The following is an 18,235-nucleotide window of genomic DNA, read 5'->3' as shown; positions in this document are numbered from 1 at the left end:
GGGAGGGCACTGAAATGGCAAGAGTATTTATGAAGGGCTGCGAGGCCATCGCGGAAGCGGCCGTGCGGGCCGGCTGCCGGTTCTTTGCCGGATACCCCATCACCCCGCAGAACGAGATTCCCGAATATTTTTCCCGCCGTCTGCCCGAGGTGGGCGGCACCTTCGTCCAGGGCGAGTCTGAGGTCGCTTCCGTAAACATGGTCTACGGCGCCGCCTCTGCTGGCACCCGGTCCATGACCTCCTCCTCCAGCCCCGGCATCGCCCTGAAGAGCGAGGGCATCTCCTACTGCGCTTCTGCCCGCATCCCCATGGTGTACGCCAACATCTCCCGGGGCGGTCCCGGCGTGGGCTCCATCCAGCCCGCCCAGATGGACTATTACCAGGCCACTAAGGCCAGCGGCAACGGCGGCTTCGAGATGATGGTCTTCGCCCCCGCCACCGTGCAGGAGGCCGTTGATATGACCTACAAGGCCTTTGATTACGCCGACCGGGACCGCAACCCGGTGCTGATCCTGGCCGACGGCGTCATCGGCACCATGATGGAGCCGGTGGTGCTGCCCGAGATGAAGAGCGACGAGGAGGTCGCCGCCATCAAGGCGTCCAAGCAGTCCTGGGCCTGCGTGGGCCACGCGCTGGACTACGCCCATCGCTCCTGGATCCAGCCGGGCCAGTGGTCCACGGTACGGATGCAGGAAGCCAACGAGGACGCCGCCGCCCTGTATGCCTCCTGGGAGAAGGAGGTACAGGTAGAGGAATACCGGCTGGAGGACGCGGAGCTGGTCATGACCGCCTACGGCATTTCCGCACGCATCTGCAAGTCTTCCGTGGATCTTCTGCGCGCGCAGGGCATCAAGGCCGGCCTGATCCGCCCCATCACACTGCATCCCTTCCCCTACAAGGCCTATGACCACATCGACTACAGCCGCGTCAAGGCAGTGCTGGATGTGGAGATGTCCATCCCCGCCCAGTTCGTCACCGACGTGGCCGCAGGCGTGAAAGACCGCTGCCCCATCGAGACGTGCCTGTGCTCCGGCGGCAATATTATGAGCCGCGACAAGGTCCTCGACGCGGCCAAGAAGATCATGGAGGGGAAATAAGATGGAAAAGATCTATGGAAGAACGACCACCATCCAGGAGGACAAGGTCTCCGGCTTCTGCCCCGGCTGCATGCATTCCACCGTCATCAAGCTGATCGGCGAGGTCCTGGACGAAATGAAGCTGGTCGACAAGGCCGCCTGCGTGCTGGGCATCGGCTGCTGCGGGCTGCATATGGATTACATCGCCTACGACAACACCACCGCCCCCCACGGCCGTGCCTGTGCCGTGGCCACCGGCATGAAGCGTACCAATCCCGACAGTCTGGTCTTTACTTATCAGGGAGACGGCGATTTTGCCTCCATCGGCCTGGCGGAATCCATCTCCGCCGCAAACCGGGGTGAAAACATCACCGTGATCTTCATCAACAACGGCATCTACGGCATGACCGGCGGCCAGATGGCCCCCACCACGCTGGTCGGTATGAAGGCCTCCACCGCGCCCCGCGGCCGCGATCCCAAGGAGCACGGCTACCCCATGCATATGTGCGAGATCCTCAACCAGCTCACCGCGCCCGCTTATCTGGTGCGCACCAGCTGCAATACCCCCGCCAACGTGAACAAGACCAAGCAGGCCATTCGCAAGGCCTTCCAGAACCAGCTGGACGGCAAGGGCTTCTCCATGGTAGAGATCGTCACCAGCTGCCCGACCAACTGGGGTGTGGACGCGCTGAAGGCGCTGGACTTCATTGAGGAAAAAATGCTGCCCGAGTTCCCGCTTGGCGTGATTCGGGACCGGTAAGGAGGAGCGGAAATGGAAACCAATCTGTGTGTAGCCGGCTTCGGCGGCCAGGGCGTCATGACCCTGGGCAAATTTCTGGCGGACGCCACCTGCAATTCCACCGATAAGAATGTGACCTTCTTCCCCTCCTACGGCGCCGAGCAGCGCGGCGGCACCGCCAACTGCTTCGTCGTCATCTCCGACGAGGCCATCGGCGCTCCTTTGGGCGACGTGATGGACGACCTGATCGTCATGAACGGGCCTTCGCTGGCTAAGTTTCTGCCCACGCTGAAGCAGGGCGGCAATCTGTTCATCAACAGCTCCATCGTCTCCGACGACATCGGCCGCAGCGACGTGAAGCTGGTCAAGGCCCCGGTCACGGAACTGGCCCTGGAGATGGGCAACGCCAAGGTGCTCAACGTCATCATGCTGGGCGTATACGTAGGTTATACCGAGGTCATCGATCCCGCTATCGTGTGGGAGACCATCGAGCACAAACTCGCCTCCAAGCCCAAGCTGCTGCCCCTCAACAAACAGGCCTTTGAAAAGGGCCTGGAGCTCGGACGGGGACAGCGGTAATCCGGCTGAATCATGAATGTGCCCCCTCTGTCCACGGCAGAGGGGGCACAAGAGCTTTTCGATCAAGCGGAAAAGCCGCTTTGGAGGATTGAACTGCCCCAGGTTGTGCGGACCGTACAAAAAGGGGCCCTGGCAGGAACTATTGAGTTTTATGTGGAGAGGCGACGCGCAAGCGGCGCCTCTCCAGTCTTTAGCTGAATGTGCTCATGGTTGTAAAAGTGGATATAGCGGTCAATCCTCTCGTTGGCTTCAGAGAAAGCCGCCGGTTTGCGGCGGTAAATGCACTCTGTTTTAAGAAGGGAGAAGAGATTTTCCGCCATGGCATTATCATATGGGTTGCCTTTCCTTGACATGGAAAGCGTAATGCCGTATGCTTGAGTCAGATTGAAGTATGCTTGTGGGGCGTACTGAAATCCCTGGCCGCTGTGGAGGCAGAGTCCCGCAGCGACCCTCTTTTTCTCTTTCTTCATCGCCGGACGAATGGTGTCCAGGACCAGATTTACAGTCTGCCGCCTCCCGGTCTTGCAGGCTGCAATGCCGTTATCGCAGAGGTCCCGAATCATGGAACGATACAGCACCCCCTGTTTGGTGTGGATATAAGAGATGTCCGTTACCCTGCAACTTCCCACTGCGTTTTTCCCTCTGCCGGCATAGCCTTGATTTCAGGCAGCAACGCTTGAACGTGTGTGTAATTCCGTTTCCCCATAACAAGACCCCCTGATGTAGTTTATTTCCCTACATCAGGGGGCCTTCTGTCACTGTCCGTTTTTACTGGTCCTGTTCACGTATCTCAGCTGGTCTTTTCTTTCAAACAGCGCAGGATACCGGGCAAGGCGCGCTCTGCGTTTTCCCGCAGGGCGGCGATGATGGCATCCGGATCATTCTTGAGTACACCCTGATAGATCCGTTCAAAGTCGGCCTGGTTCTTCCCGTGTCCCGCACAGGAGCAGTAAAGGTAACGCAGCAGCAGCTGCTGGCCCTGAATGGCGATCATGCTGTTGTCCAGACGCTTGTTGCCGCAGTTGTGGTAGAACACGCCCACCAGCTCGTGGACCGCTCCTACTTCTTCCTGCGGCGTTAACGCCTGCTCATAGCGCCGGATCTGCTCCCGGATCTCCAGCGCCATCCGCTGCCGGTCCCCCTGCCGGAGCGCCAAACGGACCGCCGTGACCTGAAGGGTGGCGGCCAACTCTTGGATCTCCCGTACATCGTGCTCGTCTAACATAAGGACCCGGGCGCCCACATTGTTTTCATATACCACCAGTCCCTCCTGCTGCAGGCGGTTGATGGCCTCCCGGATGGGGGTGCAGCTCACGCCCATTTGGCTTTGCAGCTCGTTGACATTGAGGTGGCTGCCCAAGGGGAGCTGCATCGTGATGATATTCTCTCTCAACCGCTGATAGATCTGATCCACCAGGGATTGCTTCTTGATCGCTGCCATGGATTCGACTCCTTTTCCGGACGGTCTGCCCTCGATGGATAAAAGACGGCACGGTCTGGCGGCGGGTTTCCCATCGGGCCGCGTTGCCCCGGTGGACAAAGGCCGAGCCTTTCTCACATCCGCCCTGCCGGGCGCTGTTCTCCCCAAATTTTCTCGGAGCTGCCGTGCCTGATCCGTTGAGGGTAATATCTTGCAATATATAAATTTATCATAACAGAACCCTCCGGAAAATGCAAGCTTTCCCCCTTCCCCGCTCCGTGATTTCCTCGGTAATTTCCCGAAAAAGAACTTGCAATTTTGCTGAAATGTGATATGCTTAATGCAGAATAAATCTTGCAAGATACAAGATGCCGGATGCATCATCTGAAAGGACTGATCAATATGGTTTTTAAGACGTTCGACGAGTTGATTGCAAAACAGAAGGGACACCCCACCATGGCCCGGATGGCGGTGGCCGCCGCCGGGGACGAACATACCGTCGAAGCCGCCCTTATGGCCCGCAGGGAGGGTATTGCCCACCCCATTCTGGTGGGTAGCAAGGCGGCCATCGACCGTGCGCTCGCCCACCTGGGCGAGCATGTGGCCGACGAGGATATCTTTGACGTGCCCGATCCGGCGGAATCCGCCCGCTATGCCGTAGGTCTGGTCCGCCAGGGCAAGGCCGACTTTCTAATGAAGGGCAAGCTGGACACCTCGGTGCTGCTCAAAGCCGTGGTCAACAAGGAGGAGGGGCTGGGCAAGGGCGGCGTTATGAGCCATTTTACCGCCTTTGAGTGCAGCGGCTATCACAAGCTGATCGTTCCGGTAGACGGCGGTATGGTCACCTATCCCTCGCTGGAGCAGAAAAAATGCATCATCGAGAACACCGTAGGCGCTCTGCGGACCATGGGCTACGACATGCCCAAGGTGGGCGTGCTGGCCTGTGTGGAAAAGCTCAACCCCAAGATGCCGGAGACGGTGGACGGCGATGCGCTCAAGCAGATGAATCAGCGCGGTGAGATCAGCGGCTGCATTGTGGAGGGCCCCATCTCCTATGACTGCGCCATGTCGAAGGAGATCGCCGACTTCAAGGGCTATCAGAGTCCCTGTGCCGGCGACTGCGACGTGCTGCTGGCCCCCAACATCCACGCCGGCAATATCATGGGCAAGATGCTCACCGTCACCTGCGGCGCCAAGATGGCCGGATTCATCGTGGGCGCCAAATGCCCCATCGTCATGACCAGCCGCGGCTCCTCCGCTCAGGAGAAATACCTGTCCATCGTCATCTCTGCCGCCGCGGCCCGCTGAGGAGGAAGCAACTATGGAAAAACTGCTGATCCTGAATCCCGGCTCCACCTCCACCAAGATCGCGGTGTTCGAGGACGAAACGCCCCTCTTTACCGAATCCATCACTCATACGCCCGAGGAGCTCGCTGCCTTCGACTGTGTGGCCGACCAGTATGAGTTCCGCCGGGACCTGGTCATCGCGACGCTGAAAAAGCACGGCGTGGCCCTGGAGTCCCTCACCGGCATCGTCTCCCGGGGCGGCCTGCTCCCCCCCATCGAGGCGGGCGCCTACGAGGTCAACGACGACATGGTATGGCAGCTCAAAAACAAGCCCCAAAACGAGCATGCCTCCAACGTAGGCGCCATGATCGCCCGCGCCCTGAGCAAGCAGTACGGCATACCCGCCTTCATCTATGACGGGATCACTGTGGATGAACTGCTGCCCATCAACAAGATCACCGGCCTGCCCGGCATGCGCCGAAAGGGCATGGGCCACAACCTGAACACCCGCGCCGCGGCCCTGCGCTACGCCCGGGAGAACGGAAAGGCCTATGCGGACGTCACCGTCATCGTGGCCCATTTGGGCGGCGGCATCTCCGTCAATCTCCATCACAACGGCAGGATCGAGGATTTTATCAACGACGAAGAGGGGCCCTTCTCCCCGGAGCGTGCCGGGGGGCTGCCCATGTTCGACGTGATCAAGCTGTGTTTTACGGGCGCGTATGACTATAAGAGCATGATGAAGCAGGTCAAGAGCCGCGGCGGCCTGATGGCCCACCTGGGCACGACCGACAGCCGCAAGGCGGAGGAGATGATCGCCGGTGGCGACGAGCATGCCAGGCTGGTCTACGACGCCATGGCGCTGAACGTCTGCAAAAACATCGGCAAGATCGCCCCCGGCGTGTGCGGCAAGGTGGACGCCATCCTGCTCACCGGCGGCATCGCCTACTCCAAGTATGTCACCGATTACATCACTGAGCACGTTTCCTTCCTCGCGCCCGTGGTCGTCTACCCCGGCGAGGACGAGATGCAGTCCCTGGCCCTGGGCGGCCTGCGGGTCCTCCGCGGCGAAGAAACCGCCAAGCGCTTCCATAAGTGCGAGAATTGAATCTCCCTTCCGCCAGAAAGAGGCTTTATCCCACAAAGGGATAAAGCCTCTTTCTGCATCGACCGGGGGGACGCTATTCCTGTACTGTGTATTTTCCGTTGATCAGGGCGACATAATACTCGATCGGGGCATCGCTGGCATCATAAACTTTGCTTTCACAGCGCAGCAGAGCGGTATGCTTTCGAATCTCCAGCTCCCGGATCTGCTCTTCCGTGTCCGCACAGCTGCATTCAAACGTCCGCACGGCATGATGCGGTATGATGCCGTACCTTTCCTCCAGTATCTGATACATGGAGGCATTGGTAAAGTGCTCCTGTTCGATCCCCTCGCAAATTTTGTAGGGCAGCCAGTCCTCCACAAACGTGTTGGCTTCGTCCCGGATATAGCGGATACGCCGCAGATAAAAGGCCCGCTCCCCCTCCTTCAGCTGAAGTGCTTCCCGCACCGGCTTTGGAGGGATCACCACAGCTTTTTCCAGAACCTTGGATGTCAGCGGGATCGTTCCGCCTTGGCTGGAGATCGCCGTAAACCCTTTTACACGGTCCTTGTAGCCCACCGTGTTGCTGAAATCCTTGACAAAGGTCCCCTTGGATTTTTCACGCACCACATAGCCGTTCCGGGCAAGATCCAAAATCGCCTGGCGCACAGTGGCCCGGCTCACATTATACTCCTCTACCAGCGACACCTCGGTCGGCAGCATGTCGCCCGGCTGCAATTCTCCCATCTTGATCCGGTTGAGGAGGATGGTATAGAGCTGATAATACAGCGGGATCGGAGAGTTTTTTTCTAATGTCGCCATCAGGCACCGCCTTCCCAAAAGAGCAATGGCACTGCCCATCTACAGACGAACCACGATGGGTACAGTAACAGTCTATTGTTATTTTATAATATTTGGAGAAAAATATCAACCTAAAATTATCCCTTACATATGTTCGTACTTATGGCGTCAGGATGCCTCCGTTGATCTCAAACGCCTGGCCTGTGATCCATCCGGACGCCCGGTCGGCCAGAAAGCTTACCGCACGCGCAATGTCGGCCGGCGTGCCCAGACGCTTGACGTGCATTTCCTTGAGCCAGATCTCCCGCTTTTCCTGCAGCGTCTCCCGGATCATATCGCTTTCCACGATCCCGGGACAGACCGCATTCACCGTCACGCCGTTTTCTGCGATCTCCTGCGACAGCGCCCGGGTAAATCCAAGCAGCCCCGCCTTGGAAGCACAGTAGTGTACATGCCTGCGTGAGCCACGCCGGGCGCTCATACTGGCGATATTGACGATCCTGCCGTATCCCTGTGCCACCATGCCGGGCACCAGACATTTGCAGGTACAAAACGCGCTCTTCAAATTAATCGCCAGCGTCTCGTCCCAGAGTTCCTCCGTCAGTGCGTCAAAGCGGCAGTGGGTCTGAATGCCCGCGTTATTGACCAGAACCGTCACCGTCCCGAACTGTTCCCGCACCGCGCGGCAATGTTCCTCCACCGCGGTAAAGCTGGATACGTCGCAGTGGCGGTAGTACAGCCGCCCTCCCGCAAACACCCGAAGAAACTCCGCCGCGCTGACGTCGTCCACATCGAAGAAAACCACGCGATAGCCATCCTTCAGCAGCGCTTCACAGCAGGCCCGGCCAATACTGCGGGCGCCGCCCGTTACCAAAGCCAGCATCTGTTCCATCATAATTCCCCCACACTATCGACCACATGGCGCAAATGGTCGGCATCCACGCCGCAGGCCCGCCCGATCTCCGCCGCCAGGCCGGTCTGGAAGGTCAAGAGCGCCAAACATTCCTCCACACTGCGAACCGCCGCTTCCAGCTTTACCGCCAGCGTCCCGGCGGGCGGCTCCGGCCCGCACCAGAGCACCCGGCAGCCATAAGACACCAGTTCTTCCGCGACGCGGCGGTCATAGGCCAGGGTCCGTACTCCCGGCACCGCTGTGACCAGACAGTCCCGGTCCGCCCAGGAGCGGGGTCCGTGACGGAATTCCAGCAGCCCCCAAACCTCGCTGAATTTCTGAGTGATCTCCCCGTTTTTCAGCATCAATTCCTTTAAAAGCGGCAGGTAAAAGGGCGCGCCCAGACAGATCATGCGGCGGATCTCCATCCCCGTCAGCGCGCTGCGGTAGATCGCTTCCGCCTGTTCGAGCGCGGCCCGCGCCAGGTCGGGCGTGCGGGGGGATACCTTCAGGCCGCAGCAGAGCGCCAGGCATAAAAGCTGCGCCGTGGAGGAATAGCTCTCCAGCACCAGCGCTTCCCGCGCAAACGGGATCACTCTGGAGCTGCCGCAAGCCAGATCCAGCGGCGAACCCGCCGTACACCCCAGGTAAAAGGTCGAAAAGCCCGCTTCCTGCGCCGCACGCTGAGCCAGCACGGTCTCCCTGGAAGCCCCGCTGCGGGAGAGAAATAAAAAAAACGCCCCCTGCTCCCTGATCCGGATTCCATCCTCCAACAGCTCTGCAGCCTCTACCGCCAACGCCCGTCTTCCCTGAACGCCGCAAAGGCCTGCCATTTGACTGCAGAGATAAAAGGAGGTCCCGCAGCCGCAGAAGACCAGAAGCGGGGCGCGGGTCAGCGCGGCTTCCTGCTTTTCCTCCATGACCCGCTCCAGGATCTGAGGGGTACGCAGCAATTCTTCCCGATAGTCCATAGTGCTCCTTTCAAAAATACCCGCTCCCGTCCGGCGGGACAGGAGCGGGTATGGGTCCGTTTGCCTCAGGCCTCAGGGTACAGCGTGGTCCAGGCGTCCTCAACCGTCATAATGGCGGGCGCGGAGAACCATGCGTTGGGATCGGTCTTCTCGATCAGAATGATGGGGGCATATGCCTCGCCGGGCACCTGGTTCCCGTTCGCAGCACTGACGGCCATCTCCACCGCCCCGGAACCAAGCCGGTCGGGGTACTGGCCCACTACCGCGGTCAGCGGAGAGTCCTCCTGCCGCATTTCCTCCAGCACGACCTGGTCGGCATCGGTGCACACAACGAATATCTGGTCCTGGAGCCCCAGTTCCCGCACAGCCTGGGAGGCGCCGACGGCCGCCAGGCCCCAGGAGCAGTAGATGGCGTCGATATCACTGTTGCCCTGCAGGTAGGATTTGACTTCTTTGTAGTAGTTGTTTACCGCATCCTGTGTACCGATGGAGATGGTCTGCACCACATTCAGATCCGGGTAGTCCATGATGACCGCATCCAGCATGCGCAGGCGGATCTCCAGCGAGTGCCAACCCGGCGTATCCAGCGCCAGAATATTGCCCTTTCCGCCCAGTTTGTTGGTCACATACAGCGCCAGCTGCTCGCCTCCGTTGAAGTTGTCGCTGGTCAGGTTGCAGGTGGAGTATTCAGAGGTGATATCCACCGTAATACAGGGAATGCCAAGTTCGGCCATCTTCTGCATGACAGGCGCAAACGCGGGGCCCTCTCCGCCGCCGATGATCACGGCGTCCACATCCATGGTGAGGAAGTTTTCGATATCGGATACCTGCTTGTTGGAGTCGCCCTGGGCATTTGCAGTGATCAGCTCAGCGCCCAGCTCGGCGGCCTTGGCCTCTACGCCGGCCAGGATGCCGCGGTTAAAATCGTTGGTCAGATGCTGGGAGGACAGGGCGATCTTCAGCCCCGCTCCGCTGGTGGAGGCGCTGCTATCCGGCGCGGCGGAGGGCGTCTCGTCCGAGGCTGGCGCGGAAGGTGCGGCGGATGGGGCGGAATTGGCCGTGTCTCCTCCGCAGCCTGCGAACAGGCCGAGCATCAGGATAAGCGCGATTGCCAGTGCAAAATGCCGTTTCAGTTTCATTTCTGTTCTCCTTTCAATCCGTATGTATTTTCTTCCAACGATGGTTGCTGGCTTACCCGACCAGATCGTCCAGCGTGAGGCTGAGTCCCTCGACGGTCTCCCATTTGCGGATGTTCTTTTCCGGCCCCATGGGGGAATAGATAAACAGGAAAACGAATTCCCCTTCCCCCGTGTTGAGGAGCTTATGCGCTTCTCCGGCCGGGACATAGGTGATGTCGCCCCGCTGAAGCTCCACCTCGCTGCCGTCTTCCATGCGCATGATTCCCTGTCCCTTGAGGTAGATCATTACCTCTTCCTCCCCCGCATGGGTATGGAACTCGGATGCCTGTTCTTTGTTGTACACGCCGATCCCCACAGAGAGATTCTGCGCCCCTTCCTGGGCGTCCACCAGGATCAGGTTGTCCCGCACGTTGGGCGCCGCGGCCCGGTAGACGGGCAGCGCGCCGATGGACAGTTTCTTCACATTTTTACCTCCGTTCATAATTATGTTTATTCGTTTAAATGTATGTACATTTCAACGCAGCAAAAATTGTTTACACCATCAGCAAATGCGGATTGCTCGCGCCCAAACGCGTGGCCCCGATATCCAGAAGCTGCTCGGCAAACTCCCGGGTACGGATACCGCCGGATGCTTTGACCTGCAGGGAATCCCCCGCCTCCTGCACCATGAGCCTGACATCGTCCAGCGTCGCGCCGGCGGCGGCAAAGCCGGTAGAGGTCTTTACGAAGTCCGCGCCCGCCCGCTTGACGATGCGCACTCCTTCCCGCTTCTGCTCGTCCGTAAGGTAATAGTTCTCCAGAATTACTTTCGTCACCTTTCCGCCGGCGGCGGCCACGAAGCGCTTGAGCTCATCTTCCAGCTCGGCATACCGTCCGCTGCGCAGCCAGCCGATGTTGATCAGGATATCCGCCTCCGTGGCGCCCTTTGCAAAGGCGTCGATGGTCTCAAAGACCTTGGACTCCGTTGTAGAATAGCCGTTTGGAAAGCCGATCGGCGCGTCGATCCCCACGTCGCTTTCCGCCAGCAGCTCCTTGGCATAGGGGATCCAGGCACAGCCGATGGCCACCGTTTTGAAGTGGAACCGCCGTGCCGCTTCCAGGTGCTGGCGCATATCCTCCTGCGTCACGTTTGGCTTCAGCAGGGTCGCGTCAATGTAGCGGGCAAATTCCTCATTCGATCTCATAAGTCTGATCTCCTTATTTTAAAATTAGAGCTTGTTTCAATCCTGGGACCGGACTGCGTCTTTTAACAGGTCCGCGGCGATGGAAGGCGCTTTTTGCCGCTGGACCGCACAGCCTCACATCTTGCTTCCCCCGCCCGGCACCGCCGGGCGGGGATGATCCGAAACGAGTGCGCCGGCCTGGCTCCTCCCCTGCCGTGAAAACGCTCTTTTTCAGAAGCGCGCTCATTTCACGCAACTGCTGCCGGGCTTGCGTCGGAAAGTCTCCCCCTCCTTCAACCAGGGCCCAGGGCGCTCAGCGCAGCTTCCATGGGTTGGCCTTCTGCGTTTCGCTCCGTGTAAGGGGCGGCTGCCACATACTTTTGACCAGCCCGCGCTCCAGCAGGTCCAGTCCGTTCTCATACAGCGCCCGCCACCGGGCGTATTCCTCCAGATAGACGGCGTGGTTTCCAAGATCCGGTTCGTAGACGCGCTCCTGCCGTACCAGCGCCTTCACCGCTTCGTCCGTGCTGTGGTAGAGCCCCGCCCCCACGGCGGCGTAAATCGCCGCGCCGATCGCCGTTCCCTCCTTTTCCACTGGCGTGATCACGGGCTTTCCCAGCACGTCGCTGAGAATTTGACACCATACCGGGCTGTGGGCCGCTCCGCCCGAGAGTACGAGCTGCCGCGGCAGGTCCGTCCGTCCGGTGATCCGCCCCACGTTTGCATACTCTCCAAAGGCCTGATAGCAGGCGTTTTCCAGGATGGCCTTGAAAAATACGCCCCGATGGCTCTTTGCGGGATCCAGGATGTCCCACCCCAGGAAGGTGGGGGCGCACATCCGCCAGTTTTGTTGGTTGGCCACATCGGAAAACAAGACCTGCAGGCCATAGCTTCCGGCCGGTACATCCAGGGTGAGCCGGTCCAGCAGATAGTAGGGATCCAGTCCGCAGGCCCGTGCGGTCTCCTTCTCGTAGGCGCCGAACACGTCGCGGAACCAGCGAACGGTGAGTCCCACATAAAAGCCAACGCCCTCATAGATCCACTCGCCCCGTTCCGAGTGGCAGCTCAGGCGGGTCCGGTACTCCGGGTCGGTATGCGCCTCATCCGCGATGTGGCAGTCCAGCCAGTAGGTCCCCCCTACGATCGCCGAGGTCCCCACCCCCATCGCGCCAACGCCCACCAGGCCGGCCTGGGTATCGGCCACGCCCGCCGTTACCAGCGTACCAGGCGCAAACCCGGTCTGCTCGGCCACCGCAGCCCCTACCCGTCCAAGCACCGTTCCAGCATCCACCACCGGCGGGAAGATCTCCTTCGGAAGGCCGCAGCGCTGCATCAGCTCCTCCGACCACTGGCGGGTATGCAGATCCAACAGGAGCGTGGAGGAGGCGTTTCCCGGCTCCACAGCGATCTCGCCGCACAGCCGATAAACCACCCAATCCGAGACCAGCATAAATTTTCCCATCCGGTCAAACGCCTTGGGATCGTGACGCTTGATCCACATCAGCCGGGGCAGGCCGTGCAGGGTGGGCCAATCCCCTGCCCGGTCGAACACCTCCCGTTCCAGACCGGCTTCCCGCAGTTCTTCGCCGTCCATGCGGCTATCCATATTGAAGCAGCCGTAAAGCACTTCCTGGCCGCTCTGGTCCATACAGAATATCCCATGGCGAAACCCGGAGGCGGTCACCGCCACCACATCGGCAGGGTCTACCGACGCCAGCGCTTTCCGGGTGCATTCGCACACCAGGGGCCAATTAAGTCTGGAATCAAAGTCATAGGCCCCGGGGATCGTACTGTTCTGAGGCACGTACCAGTCGCGGGACGCCACGCCGATCTGCCGGCCGGTCTGCATATCAAACAGGATGCAGCGCACATTGGACGAGCCGCAGTCGATGGTGGCGATATACCGCCCGGCCATCTCAACTGCCTCCTCTGCGCTTTTGCCGGACCAGCGCCAACAGGAGGATGATGACCAGCAGCGTCCCCTTGCACACATTGAGGGCTGTAACCGGGATGCCGATCATGGACAGGCCGGTCTCAAAAGAGCGCAGAAAGAGGGCGCCGAATGCGGTCGCGTAAATAGATATTCTTCCCCCTACCAGCGTTTTGCCCAGCAAAACGACCAGCAGGGAATCCATCAGGAACGAGGAGCCGTGATCCGGGGACACATATGCCTGGGAGGCGCCCAATACCAGCCCCAGCACCGCGGCCAGCAAGCTGCACAGCACATAGGACAGCAGCGTAAAGGAACGGATCTTTACGCCGGAGAGCTCACTGGCAAATTGGTTGAGTCCGGTACCCCTCAGATAGCGGCCCGCCGGGGCATATTCGGTCGCCAGAACCAGTGCCGCCAGGAGCACCAGGAAGAGGACCAGCGGCATGGGGAACGGTCCCAGACTGCCGGAACCCAGGAACTTATAGGTCGCGGGAAACCCATAGGAGATGGACATGCCCCCCTCACTAAATAAATACTGGAGCCCCTGGGCCAGGAACATTGTGCCCAGCGTCGCCACGAAGGGCGCGATGCCCAGGCGGGAGATGCAGATGCCGTTGATCAGCCCGAAGGCCAGAGCGATTCCAAGAGCGATCAGAATCCCTACCGCCAGAGGCAGCTCATCGAACACTACAGGCCACATGCCCGCCAGTGTCGATACGCCGGCCACCGCACCCACCGACATATCCACGCCGCCCGTCATCATCACCAGCGTCATTCCGCTGGAGATAATCCCCAGCATGGCGGCCTGGATCAGGATGGAGCGAAAGTTGGTCAGAGTCAGGTAATTGGGCTTGAGCAGCGTGAAGATCAGTACCATGGCCAGGTAGATCAGCAGGGTGCCAAGCTGCTTCAACCGGCCCAGCCGTCCTTTTATCAGGTCTGTTTTCATCCCGCTCCCCCCTATCTCAAGTCTTCCTGAAGCATCACGCTGCGGTTGCTGACCGAGAGGATGGCGGCAAACAGCAGTACGATGCCCTGCGCGATGAGCGTATAGTAAAACTCCATGCTGAGCAGCGTGAACGCCGTGGAAATGGAGGTGAGCATCAAAGCCCCCACCAGAATACCGGGGATATTGGCCCGCTTCGTCCCCAAGATCGTTTTGGCGATGTACGTCACGGCCAGTACCGGCAGCAGCAGCCGTTGACCGGAATAGATGATCGAACCGCTGGAGCGCAGTGCGTTGAGCATCCCGCCCAGTGCGTAGAACACCCCCGCCAGCACAAACATGACCAGTTTGATCCGCTTGACCGAGATCCCCGCAAACTTTGCCGCGTCCTGGGACAGCCCGACCGCCTGGATGTGCAGCCCCAGCTTGGTTTGATGCATCACCAGGTAGACCGCCGCGAAGAGCACCAGGGTCAGAATCACCATCACCGGCACCGGCCCCACCGAGGCGGTGACCACCTTGACCACCGGGTGATCCCGTACCCACAGGCTGCTGCCGCCGCAGTACGCATACTCCAGGCCCTGGGTCAGGAACATAATCGAGATGGTCGTAATAAAGGAGCTCAGTCCCGCGCAGGCCACCAAAATCCCGTTGAGCAGTCCGAACAGCGCCCCCGCGCCGATGCTGACCGCCGCCGCCAGCAGCGGACTGCTGCCGTTTGCAATAAAGCCGCAGAACAGGGAGGCGGAAAGCCCCACGATACCGCCCAGCGAGAGATCGCTCTCACCGCTCATGTTGACGAAGGTCACGCCCAGGGCGATAATCAGCGTCGGCGCACTCTGTGTAAGAATATTGATCAGATTGGTCCCCGTCCGGAAGCTGCCCGAGAGCAGGCAAAACACGGCGATCAGGACCGCAAAGGTAAGCAGCGAGCCCCACACATCAAAGAACTTTGCCAGCGTCATGCCGGTCCTGTCCGCTCTCTTTTTATCCATGCTCCCGTCCCCCCATCGTCAGGTATACGATCTCCTCCCGGTTGGCCTGACAGGACACCTGCCGCGATACGACCCGTCCATTGAAAAGGATCACCATACGGTCGCTGATGGAAATCGCCTCGTCGATTTCGGATGACGCCACCACGACGGCCTTTCCCTGACCCGCGAGTTCATGGATCAGGGCGTAGATCTCACTTTTGCCCCGTACGTCGATCCCAACCGTGGGTTCATCGAAGAAATAGATGCCGGAGTCCCCTACCAGCCATTTGGCCACGACTACCTTTTGGATGTTTCCGCCGGAGAGCGTTTTGACGGGGACCTCGGTCCCGGGCGTTTTTACCTGAAGCTTGGCGCAGAACTCCTCTACGGACGCCCGCTCCCGCTTCTGCCGGATCAGGCCCAGCCTTCCGGTGAATCTGCGCAGAAAGGCGATCGTCGTGTTCTCCCGCACGGTAAAATCCGGGACGATCCCGTTTCTCCGCCGGTCTTCCGGGATCAGGCAGATCCCATGCCTTTTGGCCGACCGGGGGCCGGTAAGCCGGATCTCCTTTCCATCGAGGGTGACGGTCCCCGCATCCGTCCCCCGTATGCCCATGATGGCCTCGATGATCTCCGTCTTGCGGGAACCGACCGCTCCGGTAAGCGCCAGGATCTCTCCCGGCCTTACCGCAAAGGACACGTCTTCGATCAGTCCGCGCACGCTGAGATGCTCTACCTTCAGCACAGGCTCCTTGCCTTCCAGCGCGGGGTCCATCGGCCGATGCTCCCCGCTTCCCTGTACCACGCCCACCATTTTATAGACGAGTTCTTCCTGTGTGATTTCTCCCAGCGGCCAGGTGCCGGTGTAGACGCCGTCCCGCAGTATCGTGACATGGTCACAAATTTTGAACAGCTCCTCCAGCCGATGGGATATGTAGATGATCGTGATCTCCCGCTCCGCCTTGCACCGCCGGATGGCGTCGAAAAGCGCATCGGTCTCGGAGGCGCTCAGGCGGCTGGTCGGCTCATCCAGAACCAGTATCTTGGGGTTGCGGTACAGGGCACGGACGATACAGACGATCTGCTGTTTGGCCACGGACAGCTCGGAAATCTGGGCTGAGGCGTCCACAACGCCGGGCATGAACCCATCCAGCGCCTTCTGCGCCTCGCTGGTCATCCTTGTCCAGTCGATCAGGCCGGCTTTGCTGCGGGGCTCGATCCCGATCATGATATTCTGCGCCACAGTAAAACCGGGTACCAGCTCCAGCTCCTGGAAAATAAAGTCGATCCCATAATCACGGATATTGCCTGCCGTAGACTTGGACAGGCTCTGTCCATGGAGCAGGATATCGCCGGAGGTCTGTTGGTAGACCCGAGCCAGAATCTTGATCAGTGTGGACTTTCCGGCGCCGTTGGCTCCCATCAGTGCATGGATCTCTCCCTGGCCGATCGAAAAGGATACGTCGCTCAGGGCTTTTACGCCCGGAAACTCCATACCGATATTTTGAAACTCCAGGCACGCTTTTTCCGAACTCACGATGAACCTCCTCTTCTATTATCTGACCCAGTCGAGCGACCGCTTGACCGCTTCCCTCCAGCCTGCAAGCAATTTCTCCCGCGCCGCCGGGTCAATATCCGGCTCGAAGGCTCGATCCAATACCCACAAGCTCCGAATCTGTTCCTTATCCTGCCACAGCCCGGACGCCAACCCCGCCAGATATACCGCCCCCATGGGCGTTCGATCGGTGTTGGCGGGCCGCTCGATCCGGCAGCCCAGGATATCCGCGAAGCTCTGCAGGACAAAATCACTTTTGGCCACACCGCCATCCACGCGCAGCGTGTGGATTTTCAGTCCGAAACGCTGTTTCAGCGTATCCATCACATCGTTGGTCTGCAGAGCAATGGACTCGATTGCCGCCCGGCAGATATGGCGCTTATCATGGAACCTGGACAGGCCGATGATCAAAGCCCTGGCTCCCGAATTCCAATGGGGAGCGCCCAGTCCCTGAAACGCGGGCACAAAATAGACCCCGCCCGAATCCTCCACCTGCATGGCCAGCGCATCGATTTCTTTGGGACTGTCCGCGATCCCCAACTGATCGGTGAGCCATTCATTGATGGAGCCTGCTACATAAACGCCGCCCTCCAGCTCATACGTCAGCTCTCCGGACCGGTTTGCCGCGATAGCGGGAAGAATGCCGTTGGCCGGCGGTTCGTAGCGGCCCGTATAGGTCACCAGATTGAGACAGGTGCCGATGGTGCACTTGGCCTCCCCCCGCCGGAAACACGTCTGTCCAAACAGGGCGCTCATCTGGTCCCCGATTGAGGCCATGACCGGCAGCGGTTTTTGGAACGCTTCCCGCGGCTCTACCGCAAGGCCGAAGCAGGCGTCACAGGGCCGCACTTCGGGCAGCATCTGTGGCGGGATCCCCATTTTTTCCATGAGAGCGTCGTCCCACTGGTTTTTGCGTACGTCAAACAGGAGGGTCCGTCCCGCGTTGGCCGAATCCGTCAGATGCTCCCGTCCTCCGGTCAGCTTCCACAAAATCCAGGTGTTGATATTGCCGAAACAGATCTCTCCCCGTTCCGCCCGCGCACGCAGGCCGGGGTCCTGTTCCAGCGCCCAGGCGATTTTGCTGGCGGAATAGTAGGCGTTGTTCATCAGGCCGCTTTTTTCCGAGATCTTGTCGGCAAACGGCTCCCACCGCTTTACGATCTCCCCGCTGCGCACACATTGCCAGCTGATGGCGGGCGTCAGCGCCCTTCCGGTCGCCCGCTCCCAGAGGATGGTGGTTTCACGCTGATTGGTGATGCCGATCGCACGGATCTGTGCAAAATCAAATGCTGCCGCCGCCTCCAACAGCCCATCCCGGACCGAAGCCCAAATCTCTTCCGGATCGTGCTCCAGCCAGCCCTCGTGGGGATAGTAGCTGTTGATCTTTCGATAGGCGCTGCACACCACCGCTCCGTTCCGGTCCACCACGATGACCTTCGAACCGGTCGAGCCCTGGTCAATCCCCAGGATATAGTCCCCATCCATAGTCGTGCCCCCTTCGTCCAAGTGCTTTAATGTACGTACATTCTATCTTTTGGACATATAATATCACAGTCGCCCTTTGTTTGCAAGTATCTTTTTTATATATTTTAACCAAAGCTGGCATATTTCTTGCTTACTTGTCCACTGCGGTTAGTCCTGTGCCAGGACGCAGCGCTGCAGCGGGCCTGCAGGT

At 59.7% G+C, this 18,235-nt stretch carries 18 protein-coding genes; 5 read left to right on the top strand and 13 right to left on the bottom strand.

Features of this window, described 5'->3' with window-relative positions; translation table 11 throughout:
* Window positions 1-14 precede the first annotated feature (14 nt).
* The 3 genes from vorB to H8S57_RS02010 are packed head-to-tail and all read left to right on the top strand — an operon-like array spanning window position 15 to window position 2,394.
* Window positions 15-1,097, top strand: a complete 1,083-nt coding sequence (gene vorB, locus H8S57_RS02020) for a 3-methyl-2-oxobutanoate dehydrogenase subunit VorB (protein WP_186906404.1) — start codon at window positions 15-17, stop codon at window positions 1,095-1,097.
* A 1-nt stretch (window position 1,098) separates the two neighbouring features.
* On the top strand, window positions 1,099-1,836 hold the full coding sequence (locus H8S57_RS02015; protein ID WP_186906403.1) for a thiamine pyrophosphate-dependent enzyme: 738 nt from the start codon (window positions 1,099-1,101) through the stop codon (window positions 1,834-1,836).
* Between the two features lie 12 nt (window positions 1,837-1,848).
* Window positions 1,849-2,394, top strand: coding sequence for a 2-oxoacid:ferredoxin oxidoreductase subunit gamma family protein (locus H8S57_RS02010; protein ID WP_186906402.1), 546 nt, complete (start codon window positions 1,849-1,851; stop codon window positions 2,392-2,394).
* Between the two features lie 149 nt (window positions 2,395-2,543).
* On the opposite strand, the gene H8S57_RS02005 is transcribed toward H8S57_RS02010, so the two are convergent.
* Together H8S57_RS02005 and H8S57_RS02000 are read right to left on the bottom strand one after the other, a co-directional pair.
* Entirely contained in the window at window positions 2,544-2,972 is a 429-nt protein-coding gene (locus H8S57_RS02005) for an integrase core domain-containing protein (protein WP_369807583.1), read from the bottom strand.
* A gap of 212 nt (window positions 2,973-3,184) precedes the next feature.
* Window positions 3,185-3,835 carry a GntR family transcriptional regulator gene (locus H8S57_RS02000; protein WP_186906401.1) on the bottom strand — a complete coding sequence of 217 codons (651 nt, stop codon included), beginning with the start codon at window positions 3,833-3,835 and terminating at the stop codon, window positions 3,185-3,187.
* Between the two features lie 354 nt (window positions 3,836-4,189).
* On the opposite strand from H8S57_RS02000, the gene H8S57_RS01995 reads away from it, so the two are divergent.
* The gene (locus H8S57_RS01995) at window positions 4,190-5,122 is read left to right on the top strand and encodes a phosphate acyltransferase (RefSeq protein ID WP_243204643.1); all 933 of its coding nucleotides are present in this window, start codon (window positions 4,190-4,192) and stop codon (window positions 5,120-5,122) included.
* Window positions 5,123-5,135: 13 nt separating this feature from the next.
* Entirely contained in the window at window positions 5,136-6,209 is a 1,074-nt protein-coding gene (buk, locus tag H8S57_RS01990; protein WP_186906400.1) for a butyrate kinase, read from the top strand.
* A gap of 73 nt (window positions 6,210-6,282) precedes the next feature.
* Here the strand turns inward: buk and H8S57_RS01985 are convergent, their stop codons facing one another.
* From H8S57_RS01985 to H8S57_RS01935, 11 genes are all read right to left on the bottom strand, one after another.
* On the bottom strand, window positions 6,283-7,008 hold the full coding sequence (locus tag H8S57_RS01985; protein WP_186906399.1) for a GntR family transcriptional regulator: 726 nt from the start codon (window positions 7,006-7,008) through the stop codon (window positions 6,283-6,285).
* A 139-nt stretch (window positions 7,009-7,147) separates the two neighbouring features.
* Window positions 7,148-7,879 (bottom strand): SDR family NAD(P)-dependent oxidoreductase, encoded by a 732-nt coding sequence (locus tag H8S57_RS01980; RefSeq protein ID WP_186906398.1) that lies wholly within the window; start codon window positions 7,877-7,879, stop codon window positions 7,148-7,150.
* The gene (locus H8S57_RS01975; RefSeq protein ID WP_186906397.1) at window positions 7,879-8,850 is read right to left on the bottom strand and encodes an SIS domain-containing protein; all 972 of its coding nucleotides are present in this window, start codon (window positions 8,848-8,850) and stop codon (window positions 7,879-7,881) included. The genes H8S57_RS01980 and H8S57_RS01975 overlap by 1 nt, the downstream gene beginning before the upstream one ends.
* A gap of 65 nt (window positions 8,851-8,915) precedes the next feature.
* Complete coding sequence (locus tag H8S57_RS01970; protein ID WP_186906396.1) at window positions 8,916-9,989, bottom strand: sugar ABC transporter substrate-binding protein; 1,074 nt, start codon at window positions 9,987-9,989, stop codon at window positions 8,916-8,918.
* A gap of 52 nt (window positions 9,990-10,041) precedes the next feature.
* Window positions 10,042-10,452, bottom strand: a complete 411-nt coding sequence (locus H8S57_RS01965) for a cupin domain-containing protein (protein WP_186906395.1) — start codon at window positions 10,450-10,452, stop codon at window positions 10,042-10,044.
* Between the two features lie 70 nt (window positions 10,453-10,522).
* The gene (deoC, locus tag H8S57_RS01960; RefSeq protein ID WP_186906394.1) at window positions 10,523-11,173 is read right to left on the bottom strand and encodes a deoxyribose-phosphate aldolase; all 651 of its coding nucleotides are present in this window, start codon (window positions 11,171-11,173) and stop codon (window positions 10,523-10,525) included.
* 292 nt (window positions 11,174-11,465) lie between these two features.
* Complete coding sequence (locus H8S57_RS01955) at window positions 11,466-13,067, bottom strand: FGGY family carbohydrate kinase (RefSeq protein WP_186906393.1); 1,602 nt, start codon at window positions 13,065-13,067, stop codon at window positions 11,466-11,468.
* Window position 13,068: 1 nt separating this feature from the next.
* A complete protein-coding gene (locus H8S57_RS01950; protein WP_186906392.1) occupies window positions 13,069-14,034 on the bottom strand; it encodes an ABC transporter permease in 966 nt (321 codons plus the stop codon).
* Between the two features lie 11 nt (window positions 14,035-14,045).
* On the bottom strand, window positions 14,046-15,026 hold the full coding sequence (locus tag H8S57_RS01945) for an ABC transporter permease (RefSeq protein WP_186906391.1): 981 nt from the start codon (window positions 15,024-15,026) through the stop codon (window positions 14,046-14,048).
* Window positions 15,019-16,542, bottom strand: coding sequence for a sugar ABC transporter ATP-binding protein (locus tag H8S57_RS01940; RefSeq protein ID WP_186906390.1), 1,524 nt, complete (start codon window positions 16,540-16,542; stop codon window positions 15,019-15,021). The genes H8S57_RS01945 and H8S57_RS01940 overlap by 8 nt, the downstream gene beginning before the upstream one ends.
* An 18-nt stretch (window positions 16,543-16,560) precedes the next feature.
* Window positions 16,561-18,045 (bottom strand): FGGY family carbohydrate kinase, encoded by a 1,485-nt coding sequence (locus H8S57_RS01935; protein ID WP_186906389.1) that lies wholly within the window; start codon window positions 18,043-18,045, stop codon window positions 16,561-16,563.
* Window positions 18,046-18,235: the final 190 nt, after the last annotated feature.

This window comes from Lawsonibacter hominis (assembly GCF_014287895.1).
In the GTDB taxonomy this organism is placed as follows: Bacteria; Bacillota; Clostridia; order Oscillospirales; family Oscillospiraceae; genus Lawsonibacter_A; species Lawsonibacter_A hominis.
This window is presented reverse-complemented; position numbering and strand designations above follow the sequence as displayed.